The sequence below is a fragment of the Streptococcus sp. 1032 genome (assembly GCF_013277015.1).
In the GTDB taxonomy this organism is placed as follows: domain Bacteria; phylum Bacillota; class Bacilli; order Lactobacillales; family Streptococcaceae; genus Streptococcus.
Window position 1 is genome coordinate 1 of sequence record NZ_VMMD01000004.1, and the last position, 12672, is coordinate 12672.

Consider the following 12672-nt stretch of genomic DNA (forward strand, 5'->3'; position numbering starts at 1 on the left):
TTACTTTGAGAAGTTACACCTCTTATTTTTTTGTCATTTTAGAGTGTGATTTCTTGAATTTTTAGGAAAAAAATGGTAAAATAGAACCAAAAAGTACCAAAGGTGGTCGATATTTTGTGGTCGATATTTTATGGATAAGAAAAAATTTCTAACTGCTAGCTTGGCTAGTGTTGCTGTTTTAGGATCAGCATTTGTTGTATCTCAACCGTCGGTTGTAAAAGCGGAAGGTCAACCTGTAGCTAGTAGTCAACCAGCTGAAAATAAAGAATCAGCACAAAAAGAATTTTTAGCTAATTTTGATAAAGCTGTAGAAGCTACAGTTAAAGAATTAAAAGAATATTTAGACAATGCAAAAGAAGATCCAGAATTACAAAAACAAATTCAAGGGTTTATTGATGAATTTGAAAAACGAACTAAAGACCAGAAGGCTGACTATGAAAAACGCTTCAAAGCAGGTTTAACTGTAGAAGAAGCTGAAAAAGAAATAGAGAAAAAAGCTAAAGAAGAGGAAGCTGCAGAGGAAAAAGAAGCTAAGGAAGAAGCAGACGCACAAGCAGCATTTTTAGCTAATTTTGACAAGGCATTAAAGGATACGATTGCAAAATTAGAAGAATCTGCAAAAAATAATCCTGAAATAAAAGAACAAATTCAAGATACGATTGCAAAATTAAAAGCAGAAGCAGAGAAAACAAGAGCTAAAATCGAAGAAGGTTTCAAACAAGGCTTAACTGCAGAAGAAGCTGAAAAAGCAATCGATGATGAAAATAAAAAGTTAGCAGAAGAAGCAAAAGCAAAAGCTGAAGAAAAAGCAGCACAAGATGAATTCTTAGAGAATTATGATAAAGCGTTAGAAAAAGCAGTTGCAGAATTAGAAAAAGCTAAAACTAATAGTCCAGAAGAAGCAAAAGCAAAAGCTGATACAATTACAGCATTAAAAGCAGCATCAGATGAAACAAGAAAACAAATTGTAGAAGGCTTCAAAAAAGGCTTAACTGCAAAACAAGCTGAAAAATTTATCGATGAATTAAATAAGAAAGCAGCAGAAGAAGATAAAGAGGCTGCAGAAAAAGAGAAAGCAGCTCAGGAAGAATTTTTAGCGAACTATGATGCAGCATTGAAAGCAGCAATCGCAGAATTAGAAAAAGCTGAAACTAATAGTCCAGAAGAAGCAAAAGCAAAAGCTGATACAATTGCAGCATTAAAAGCAGCATCAGATGAAACAAGAAAACAAATTGTAGAAGGCTTCAAAAAAGGCTTAACTGCAAAACAAGCTGAAAAATTTATCGATGAATTAAATAAGAAAGCTGCAGAAGAAGATAAAGCTAAAGAAAAACCGGCAGAAAAACCGGCAGAGAAACCAGCTGAAGAGCCATCTCAACCAGCGCCGGCTCCAGCTCCAAAACCAGAGCAACCAGCACAACCTTCTGTTCCTGCAAGACCAGCTAATCCTACATATGTCCCTTCATATGTTCCATCATACAGCTCATATTCTGTAGTAGAACCAGCTAAACCAGCTTCTCCAAAAACAGGCTGGAAACAAGAAAACGGTATGTGGTACTTCTACAATACTGATGGTTCAACGGCGACAGGATGGCTACAAGACAACGGTTCATGGTACTACCTAAACGCTAATGGTGCTATGGTAACAGGTTGGCTACAAAACAATGGCTCATGGTACTACCTCAACAGCAATGGCGCTATGGCGACAGGATGGCTCCAATACAATGGTTCATGGTACTACCTAAACGCTAACGGCGCTATGGCAACAGGTTGGGCTAAAGTCAATGGTTCATGGTACTACCTAAATGCTAACGGTTCAATGGCAACAGGTTGGCTTAAAGATGGAGGTACTTGGTACTATCTTGAAGCATCAGGTGCTATGAAAGCAAGCCAATGGTTCAAAGTATCAGACAAATGGTACTATGTCAATGGCTCAGGTGCCCTTGCAGTAAATACTACTGTAAATGGTTACACTGTAAACGGAAACGGTGAATGGGTTTAATTTTAGATAGTTGAATCATGACAGGAGAGAAATCTCCTGTTTTTTTGTGGTATATAATCGCGTGAGGACTTTGTTGGATAGTATAGTGGATTGAACTTAGAATAGTACGCTACGGATTCTAAAACATTTCTAGAAATTAATTTGACTTTCCTAATCACTTTATTCATATCTTATTTCAATCTACTATAGAAAATAAAAAGTAAATAGGACCATATTTCATTCCCATTTACTTTTATGTTATTAGTGATTGTATAATCTTATAACAGTGCCTCAAACTCAGAGACTGTCATGCCCAACTGCTGGCTGGCAACCTCGGAAGTTAAGACATGTTGGCGAACCATGTCTAAGAAGGCAAGCAGTTTTCCATGCTCTAAACCTAGTTGGATATTATTACGGTCTGAAAGGGTAAGGTGTTTATGTTTTGTCATAGTAGACCTCATTTCTAACTCAAACGTCTCATACTTAATTCCACCATAAAAATCCGTTTTAGACTAATTTCCACTTCGGCAAGTCAAGTGGAAGTTACTTTGAGAAGTTACCGTTACCTATCATATCCCAACTTCAACAATGAACGAACTTGACTTTACCTGTCAAATAGATTACAATAAAGGTACGAAGTTTAGTGTAGTTTGATAGTCAATCCTCTGGTTGTCAGACGCATTTTTTTATTCAATTTTCAATGATCTCAGACAAGGTCTTGAAAAAGGTTATTATTTCCAAAACAATACAACCATTGATTGTGCTTGTCAAGAGATTATTTGAAACAATTTAAATTATTTTTGAGGAAAAAAGGAATGGGATTCTTGGAATGTTTAAAGGAATCACGTAAACAAGCTAGATTAATATAAATTGATGTCGCTGAAAAACTAGGAATTTTGCAACAAGTCTATGATTCTTGGGAATGTAGCATTAAAAAAACCAACTCAGGAAAATCTTGTCAAAATCGCTTAGATTTTAAATGTAACAGTTGATTATTTAGTTGGTAATTCTGATGAAGAAATTCTGAATAATAAGTTAGAGGATATTGAAATTCTTTTCCGTAAAAATTCAGAAGGCTTAACTGATGCAGAAAAGTCTGTTTTTAGACAGGAGTTAATCGCATTTATAGAGGAACGGAAAAAACAGTTTGGGAAGTTGTAGATATATGGATACTAGTACTAATTTTGTAATATGTTTTGATACAAATATATATGATAATACAAAATATAATTTTGATGGTCAGTTTTATAAGACATTTAAGGAGTTAAAAAAGGAAAAATTTCCAAATTTAGAAATTTATATCAACTCAATTATTTACAGAGAGGTTATGGCTCATCTGGAAGAGAAGGGGCAAGAAAATAACGAGGTGATTGAAAGGTTTAAAAAAGATGTTTGGAATTTAGAGATTTTTGATGAATTACAAAGAGTATTAAATGATATAGACTTTTTAAGGGAAGCTAGTATTAAAGAAGCTAAAGATAAATTCAATAATTTTCTTTCTCTCTTTTCTGTGGATATTAATAGTCTGAAAGGTAAACTGATTCATGCTGATAATCAAAATTTTGATTTAGGTGAGGTTCTAGATGATTATTTTAATCATAGACCTCCGTTTGAAAATAAAAATAATAAAAAGAACGAATTTCCGGATGCGTTAATTATCCAAAATATCAGTCAACGATTTAAAAATCATGATAATTTTATTGTGGTTAGCTCTGATAACGGATTTCGTAAAGCTGTGGAGCAAAAAATTCCTAAAGCAACTATGTTTGCAAATTATAGTGAGTGTGCTAACTATCTTAACAAGCATCATGAAAACTATGACAAGGTCTGTATGACTATTGAAAAATTGGAATCAGTTATTGAAAAGGAAATTAATCAATTTCTTTCTGATTTAACCTATGATTTCGTCCCAACTTATCATGCTGAGAATTTTGGGATAAAAGTTGATGTTACTAACTATGATCGAAAGGGTCATAGTGAGTTATCCGAATTGGATGAAATGATGATTCAAAAATTCGAACTGAATGATTCTCCTTTAGTTCGTATTTTGAATATAGAGGATAACGGTAATACTACTGCTGAAATAGCTTATGAAGCAATATTTTCAATTTTAGGAAGTGAAGATTCTTCTTATGATTTGATTAATGAGACTCACAAGGTAAAGTATATTGTGGATATTATTGTTAACATTGATACGGATGAGATTTTAGATGTTAGTCCTCAAGAGATCTTTTTAAACAAAGACAGTTTAATAGGTAGAATTATAACAAGGGATTATTTTGAACTTGAGTACGACTAATATAGTCCTATTCTTTATCCCAAGAGTGAAAGTTATGAAGTGATTCATGTTCCTGTGAGAACGTGTTTCCTTTTCCAAAAATGTATGATTTTTCAAGTTGTACCTTGGAAAAAGGTTTAGATGGGATACATATTATGAGCTAGAAAAGTATGAAGTCTGTGATATATGTGTTTGAAATTTCCATATAGATATAAAAATTAACGTACACATGGATTCTACAATTGAGGAGGCAAATATTTATTGTTCTGGAGGTAAAATGGATTTAATATTTGACTTTGTCTGAAAGAATACCATTGCCAAATAAAATTATTGGAAGAGTATCAATATGATGGGAGAAAGATAGGCTGGATAATGTTTGTTTTAAGTATGTTGTGAAAATAGCAGAGATTTCGGTATTAAGATGGAATCTCTAATTAGTGAGAAGTAGGATATATATTAAAATGAACCAAAAATAGTACATAATGTAGTATAGTCTTCTTATGGCATATTCAATAGATTTTCGTAAAAAAGTTCTCTCTTATTGTGAGCGAACAGGTAGTATAACAGAAGCATCACACGTTTTCCAAATCTCACGTAATACCATTTATGGCTGGTTAAAGCTAAAAGAGAAAACAGGAGAGCTAAACCATTAAGTAAAAGGAACAAAACCAAGAAAAGTTGATAGAGATAGACTCAAAAACTATCTTATTGACAATCCAGACGCTTATTTGACTGAAATAGCTTCTGAATTTGGCTGTCATCCAACTACTATCCACTATGCTCTCAAAGCTATGGGCTACACTCGAAAAAAAAGAACCACACCTACTATGAACAAGATCCAGAAAAAGTAGCTTTATTTCTTAAGAATTTTAATAGTTTAAAGCACCTAGCACCTGTTTATATTGATGAAACAGGATTCGATACTTATTTTTATCGAGAGTATGGTCGCTCATTAAAAGGTCAGTTAATAAGAGATAAAGTATCTGGAAGAAGATATCAGAGGATTTCTTTGGTTGCAGGGCTAACAAATGGTGAGTTAATCGCTCCAATGACTTACCAAGAAACAATGACGAGCGACTTTTTTGAAGCTTGGTTTCAGAAGTTTCTCTTACCAACATTAAATACACCATCAGTTATTATTATGGATAATGCAAGATTCCATAGAATGGGGAAGCTAGAGATTTTATGTGAAGAGTTTGGGCATAAACTTTTACCTCTTCCTCCCTACTCACCTGAGTACAATACTATTGAGAAAACATGGGCTCATATCAAAAAGCACCTCAAAAAGGTATTACCAACTTGCAGTACTTTTTACGAGGTGCTTTTGTCTTGTTTTTACTTCAATTGACTATATAGTAGTAATAGAGGATGTTATGAATAAAGTGAAAAAATTGTTAAAATTTGTTACAAAAGGGCAAAATTTTTCTGGGGCAAGTGTGGCTATTATCTTGTATACATTGATAGTTGCTATGTTTTTTAAGGGAAACATAATACTTATATTATTTGCGTTACTTTTATGGCTGGTTTTGGCTGCTTGGATTATCGTATTTATTATATATAGCATATGCTCATTGTATAAGAAAGAACGATTTGTACTATATCTTCAAATGTTACTCACATTTTTGATTGTCTCCCCTTTGTTGTTAATCGTTTTTTTAAGGGAGACCCCATCAATAGATTCAGTGAAAACATTTTATGCTATAGGTGTTAGCATTGGAGCTAACTATGTAATTGATAGTGCTTTTAAGCGGGCAGAAATAGGACTTACATCTCTTCAGAAAGACTCACTAACAAAAAAAGCTACTCTTACTAAAATATTGTTTAATACTGTATACATTTCAGAGTATTCATCATTTATTTTAGTAAATTTCTTTGAAGATAAAAAGAACGACATTAAACCAGAATTACTAAATACTATTTTAAAGCCCTTTTCTGAGTGGGATAGTTGGGTGAAGGTACTTATTTTAACAATAATAATATTCATTATACTTATATCAGTAACATTTGACATAGAAAGAGCAGTTAAAGAAGAAGTTTTACAAGAAACTCCTAATGAATTGACTAAAGTCAAACAGAAATTATCAGAGGAAATAGAACAAATAAATCAATTACAAGGTTCACTGAAAAAGGATGGCCTCACAGAAAGAGTAAAGGAAATTCAAGATAGTTTGGAGAATGAAAAAAGGGAAGTAGATAGACTATTTGATCTATTGAATAAGGATAATATTCTAGCAGAGTTGGAAAAAATTAAGTATCAAAAGCAAGATGAACGTAAAAAATTGGACAAAGATGTAGAGTAAGAATAAATTTCCAGTCTTGGTCTGATAAAAATCCTAAAAACCAGTGGAATTCCGTGTCAGGGTAAGTTCCACTGGTTTTACTAATGCTTGATTTCAGCGCTTTTGTAGCCAAAATGAATCGAAAAAAAGAGCGCACAAAATTCCCTCATCTTAATAATTTTATATCACATTTATTTTGACTTAATCATAACACTATGTTACAATTAATTATATAGAGGAAGTTCTTCTATTTAAAAAGTGTTACCTAGAGTATACTTAGGCATTTACGTAAAAAAATACCCGAAAATTTTTTTACTAGTCTTATTATAGGGTTTTTGGTGAAGACCTCGCCGGGGAAAACCATAAATACGTAAGAGGAGAAATTTTCTCCTCTTTTTTGAAAGGATTAAATATATTTATGCCTCAGAAACTATTAGATGCCATAAATGAATATAAAAAATTAAGATTTACAGGTTATTTTTTTGCTTTAATCTACTCCAAAAAAGGAAAAATAATTTATGATACAAATTTTTTAATACGATTTGAAAAGGAAAATTTTCGGCATCTTATTTTAGGGACTAAACATCTTCAAAATGATCACCTTATTGAAGCAAACTCAAAAAAATTATTTGATGATTTTTCTAAATTAACAAAAAGCAATTATACAAAAAATAAAAATTTCAACTTAATAGTCAACGACCCAAATTATAACTCTATTATAGATAGATTAGAAAACATAAAAAATCTTGATTTATTACTCAAAAATAAGGATATACAAGTTTTTCAAAAATCACAAAGTCCTAATGTTTTACCAACAAGTATCACATTTGATTTTCTTTTGAAATTAAATCGATATAATGATACCATAGATACTCCTTTTCTGTTTATAGAAAGAACAAGCGATAACAGTGTTATCTGTAATCCTGTTAGTACCTTTAGATCAGACAAACGATATGAACAAAATCATAAATTGAAACAAGTACTAACTTTAGATACTACAAAACAAATATATAAAAACTAAGTCATCTAGTAAAAATATGACTTAGTTTTTATATGTTTTTTAAAAGCTTCCAGTTAATTGAATTTATGACTATATAGGTCACAAATATAGAATTTCATTAGACTTCCTGCGAAACAAAACCGGATTGCTAAAAATCTTCTTAGCAACCAAATCATTGGTCGGGCTAATGCCCGGATGACGTAAGGTCATATTTCTTCTCCTTTCATTATAGCACATTTTTTAATCTAGGTTTGCTAGATTCTATGCTTCTATCTATTTATTCGGAAAAAGTATGAAAAATATTGGGTATGGCTCTTTCCAATGGTATTTTTTGGTGCTTTCCTTTATAATGGGTGTATGGATAAGAAAAAATTATTATTGATTGATGGGTCTTCTGTTGCTTTTCGGGCGTTTTTTGCGCTCTATCAGCAGTTGGACCGTTTTAAGAATGCGGCTGGCTTGCATACCAATGCGATTTATGGCTTTCAGTTGATGTTGAGCCATTTATTGGAGCGGGTTGAGCCTAGTCATATTTTGGTGGCTTTTGATGCGGGGAAGACGACCTTCCGGACAGAGATGTATGCGGACTATAAGGGTGGTCGGGCTAAGACTCCGGATGAGTTTCGTGAGCAATTTCCCTTTATTCGTGAGTTGCTGGATCATATGGGGATTCGTCACTATGAGTTGGCTCAGTATGAGGCGGATGACATCATTGGGACACTGGATAAACTAGCAGAGCAGGATGGTTTTGATATTACCATTGTCAGTGGGGACAAGGACTTGATTCAGCTGACGGATGAGCATACGGTGGTTGAGATTTCCAAGAAAGGTGTGGCTGAGTTTGAGGCCTTTACGCCAGATTATCTCATGGAAAAGATGGGCATTACACCGACGCAGTTTATCGATCTCAAGGCGCTTATGGGAGATAAGTCGGATAATATCCCTGGGGTGACCAAAATCGGTGAAAAGACGGGTATCAAGCTCTTGCTGGAGCATGGTTCGCTTGAGGGAATTTATGAAAATATTGATGGGATGAAGGCTTCTAAGATGAAGGACAATCTCATCAATGATAAGGAACAGGCTTTTTTGTCTAAAACACTAGCGACCATTGATACCAAGGCACCGATTGAGATTGATTTGGAGGATTTGGTCTATAGTGGTCCAGATGTGGAAAATCTTGGGAAATTCTACGATGAAATGGGTTTCAAACAGCTCAAGCAGGCTTTAAATGTGTCGTCAGCTAATGTGGCTGAGAGTTTGGACTTTACTATCGTTGACCAAGTCAGTCAAGATATGCTGAGTGAAGAGTCTATCTTCCATTTTGAACTCTTTGGTGAGAATTACCATACGGATGATTTGGTTGGTTTTGCCTGGTCTTGTGGGGATAAGCTCTATGCCACAGACAAACTTGAACTTTTGCAAGAGCCGATTTTCAAGAACTTTTTAGAAAAAACACCTCTGAGAGTTTATGACTTTAAGAAGGCTAAAGTTCTTTTGCATCGTTTGGGTGTGGATTTGCAGGCACCTGCTTTTGACAGTCGCTTGGCTAAATACCTCCTTTCGACTGTGGAGGACAATGAAATTGCGACTATTGCTAGTCTTTATGGTCAGACTTATTTGGTTGATGATGAGACTTTCTATGGTAAGGGAGCCAAGAAGGCCATTCCTGAACGTGAGAAATTCTTGGAACACTTGGCACGTAAACTTGCCGTTTTGGTCGAAACAGAGCCTGTTTTACTTGAAAAACTCAGCGAAAATGGGCAATTAGAGCTTCTTTATGATATAGAGCAGCCTCTGGCTTTTGTCCTTGCTAAGATGGAAATTGCTGGGATTACGGTCAAGAAAGAGACCTTACTTGAGATGCAGGCTGAAAATGAGCTTGTCATTGAAAAACTGACTCAGGAGATTTATGAACTGGCTGGTGAGGAGTTTAATATCAACTCGCCTAAGCAATTGGGTGTACTTCTCTTTGAAAAATTGGGACTTCCTCTAGAGTACACTAAGAAAACTAAGACTGGATACTCGACAGCGGTGGATGTCTTGGAGCGCCTGGCTCCTATTGCTCCGATTGTTAAGAAAATCCTAGACTACCGTCAGATTGCCAAGATTCAGTCTACTTATGTAATTGGCTTGCAGGACTGGATTTTGGCTGATGGCAAGATTCATACTCGTTATGTGCAGGATTTGACCCAGACTGGGCGTCTGTCTAGTGTGGATCCAAACTTGCAAAATATCCCTGTGCGTTTGGAGCAGGGCCGTCTCATTCGCAAGGCTTTTGTGCCAGAGTGGGATGATAGTGTTCTTCTGAGTTCTGATTATTCACAGATTGAATTGCGTGTTTTGGCGCATATTTCTAAGGATGAGCACTTGATTAAGGCCTTCCAAGAAGGAGCGGACATCCATACTTCGACAGCCATGAGGGTCTTTGGCATTGAACGTCCTGAGGATGTGACTGCAAACGATCGTCGCAATGCCAAGGCTGTCAACTTTGGAGTGGTTTATGGAATTTCAGACTTTGGTTTGTCTAATAATCTGGGCATCAGCCGTAAGGAAGCCAAAGCCTACATTGATACCTACTTTGAACGCTTCCCAGGCATCAAAAACTACATGGATGAAGTGGTGCGTGAGGCGCGTGATAAGGGCTATGTGGAGACCCTCTTCAAGCGTCGTCGTGAGTTGCCAGATATCAATTCGCGTAACTTTAACATTCGTGGTTTCGCAGAGAGGACGGCTATCAACTCACCTATCCAGGGTTCGGCAGCAGATATTCTCAAGATTGCTATGATTCAGCTGGATAAAGCCTTGGTTGCAGGTGGTTATCAAACTAAAATGCTTCTGCAAGTGCACGATGAAATCGTCCTTGAAGTGCCTAAATCTGAATTGGCAGAGATGAAAAAATTGGTCAAACAAACCATGGAAGAAGCCATTCAACTCAGTGTTCCCCTTATCGCAGATGAAAATGAGGGGGCAACCTGGTACGAGGCTAAATAAAAAGGGGGCTAGTCCTCCTTTTTTGTAGCAGAATTCTGCAAGCCTTTTCAAAATGTGCTATACTGATGAAAAAGGAGGATTTTTATGAGTCAAGAATTTATCAATCCAAGTGATGGTGTGATTCGTCAGTATCTAGCAACGAGTAAAACCCTTGCTGTGGTGGGCTTGTCAGACCGTGAGGAAACAACTAGCAATCGAGTGACCAAGGAAATGCAGGCTCGGGGTTATAAAATCATCCCAGTCAATCCCAAGGCGGCAGGTGGCGAAATCTTGGGTGAGAAGGCTTATGCCAGCCTAGCTGAGATTCCTTTTCCTGTAGATATTGTCAATGTTTACCGTCGCAGTGAGTTTTTGCCAGATGTGGCGCGTGATTTTCTCAAGGCTGATGGTAAGATTTTTTGGGCACAGCTGGGACTTGAAAATCTAGAAGCGGAAGAAATCTTGCGTGCTGGTGGATGCGATGACATTGTGATGAATCGCTGCATTAAGAGAGAACATACTCGCTTGATTGAGGAAGCATAAAAAAAGGTAGCTGGTAGGCTACCTTTTGTGTTATACTCAATGAAAATCAAAGAGCAAACTAGGAAACTAGCCGCAGGCTGCTCAAAACACAGTCTTGAGGTTGTGGATAGAACTGACGAAGTCAGCTCAAAACACAGTTTTGAGGTTGTAGATAAGACTGACGAAGTCAGTAACCATACCTACAGCAAGGCGACGTTGACGTGGTTTGAAGAGCTTTTCGAAGAGTATTAGAAAATACCGATAAGGGTCTGCATACCAAGACTGGTGAGGATGATGGCGATCCAGCAGATGGCTCCGAGAACAATGGATTTTCCACTGGATTTGACCATAGCTACCAGATTGGTTTTGAGACCGATAGCACTCATGGCCATGACAATAAGGAATTTAGAGAGTTCTTTGAGAGGGGTAAAGAAACTACTGGATACACCTAGAGAGGTGAGTAGTGTAGTGAGGAGAGAGGCAAGGATAAAGTAAAGGATAAAAAGTGGGAAGACTTTTTTCAGTTGTAGGCTTTGCTTGTTTTCTTGTTGGCGACTTTGCCAGTAGGATAGAAAGAGCGTGATGGGGATGATAGCTAGGGTGCGCGTGAGTTTAACAATGGTTGCAGACTCGAGGGTATTGCTTTGGTAAAGGCTGTCCCAAGCGCTGGCGGCAGCCGTTACAGAGGAAGTGTCGTTGACCGCAGTCCCTGCAAAGAGGGCGAAGCCTTCATTGGATAGATGAAGCCAGGTGCCGAGGGTTGGAAAGATGAGCGCAGCCAAGACATTGAAGAAAAAGATAACGGAAATGGATTGGGCTACTTCCTTTTCCTTGGCATGGATAACGGGCGCTGTCGCAGCAATGGCAGAGCCCCCACAGATAGAAGAACCTACTCCAATCAAGGTGGCCAGTTTTGTGTCCAGTGCAAAGAAGCGCTGGAAGAGATAGGCAACAATCAAGGCTATTGAGATGGTGGACAGAATGACAGGGAGTGAAGATTGCCCAACTGCGAAGACTTGCGAGATATTGAGACCAAAACCAAGCAAGATAACAGCATACTGGAGCAATTTCTTGGAACTAAAGGTCAATCCAGCATCCAGTTGTTTATATGACGAGAGAAAGGGATGTAGGAGCATGCCCATAAAAATCGCAAAAACGGGTGCACCAATAACAGGAAAGAATCCTCCTAAGTACCAAGATACGATTGAAATGAGAAGGCAGGCCAAGATGCCTGCTCCATTTTTTGATAGAAATGACATAAAAACCTCCAAATAAAATCTTTTACCATTGTAGACATAAAAACAGGAAAAGTCAAATAGAAAGTGGAGCTAACAATTATTTGACAAGTAGTGCTAATTATGTAATAATAATCCTACAAGAACTGTAACGAAGTCTTGGCAAAAACAAAAATACCAGAGCTCCACCTCTGGTATTTCTTTTTGTCCAGTTACATTAAAACTAAACTCAGGTTATATTTTTTTGTCGCGCTTATCTAACCACTTTCTGACTATCCACTCAGAAATGACATTACCGGTAATAGTAATCAGTAATGGTGCTAGAATAACTGTAACGAAGATTAGCAAAAACTCAATACTCGTCGAAAATCTCATGATACGTTGTCATCTTCGGCTTACCTAACTTT

General features: G+C 36.5%; 9 protein-coding genes and 2 pseudogenes. 9 read left to right on the plus strand and 2 right to left on the minus strand.

From position 1 onward, the window contains the following. The first annotated feature begins 130 nt into the window (after window positions 1-130). On the plus strand, window positions 131-2002 hold the full coding sequence (locus tag HT711_RS00875) for a hypothetical protein (RefSeq protein ID WP_173249683.1): 1872 nt from the start codon (window positions 131-133) through the stop codon (window positions 2000-2002). 257 nt (window positions 2003-2259) lie between these two features. On the opposite strand, the gene HT711_RS00880 is transcribed toward HT711_RS00875, so the two are convergent. After that, complete coding sequence (locus HT711_RS00880; RefSeq protein ID WP_173249681.1) at window positions 2260-2430, minus strand: helix-turn-helix domain-containing protein; 171 nt, start codon at window positions 2428-2430, stop codon at window positions 2260-2262. 420 nt (window positions 2431-2850) lie between these two features. Here HT711_RS00880 and HT711_RS11160 point away from each other — a divergent pair. The 8 genes and pseudogenes from HT711_RS11160 (at window position 2851) to HT711_RS11165 (ending at window position 11282) form a co-directional block, all read left to right on the plus strand. Continuing rightward, window positions 2851-3142, plus strand: a pseudogene (locus HT711_RS11160) (helix-turn-helix transcriptional regulator). Window positions 3143-3146: 4 nt separating this feature from the next. Next, window positions 3147-4280: a PIN domain-containing protein gene (locus HT711_RS00885; RefSeq protein WP_173234144.1), complete on the plus strand. Its 1134-nt coding sequence runs from the start codon at window positions 3147-3149 to the stop codon at window positions 4278-4280. Between the two features lie 479 nt (window positions 4281-4759). After that, a pseudogene (locus HT711_RS00890) lies at window positions 4760-5607 on the plus strand (IS630 family transposase). Between the two features lie 25 nt (window positions 5608-5632). Beyond that, a complete protein-coding gene (locus HT711_RS00895; RefSeq protein WP_173234146.1) occupies window positions 5633-6559 on the plus strand; it encodes a hypothetical protein in 927 nt (308 codons plus the stop codon). 397 nt (window positions 6560-6956) lie between these two features. Beyond that, window positions 6957-7559, plus strand: a complete 603-nt coding sequence (locus HT711_RS00900; RefSeq protein WP_173234148.1) for a hypothetical protein — start codon at window positions 6957-6959, stop codon at window positions 7557-7559. Between the two features lie 336 nt (window positions 7560-7895). Continuing rightward, window positions 7896-10529, plus strand: coding sequence for a DNA polymerase I (gene polA / locus HT711_RS00905; protein WP_173234149.1), 2634 nt, complete (start codon window positions 7896-7898; stop codon window positions 10527-10529). A gap of 84 nt (window positions 10530-10613) precedes the next feature. Beyond that, a complete protein-coding gene (locus HT711_RS00910; RefSeq protein ID WP_173234151.1) occupies window positions 10614-11051 on the plus strand; it encodes a CoA-binding protein in 438 nt (145 codons plus the stop codon). A 39-nt stretch (window positions 11052-11090) separates the two neighbouring features. Then, complete coding sequence (locus tag HT711_RS11165) at window positions 11091-11282, plus strand: hypothetical protein (protein ID WP_049512819.1); 192 nt, start codon at window positions 11091-11093, stop codon at window positions 11280-11282. Here the strand turns inward: HT711_RS11165 and HT711_RS00920 are convergent. Continuing rightward, window positions 11279-12289: a YeiH family protein gene (locus tag HT711_RS00920; RefSeq protein ID WP_173234154.1), complete on the minus strand. Its 1011-nt coding sequence runs from the start codon at window positions 12287-12289 to the stop codon at window positions 11279-11281. The two genes, HT711_RS11165 and HT711_RS00920, sit on opposite strands and share 4 nt — an antisense overlap. Between the last annotated feature and the right edge of the window lie 383 nt (window positions 12290-12672).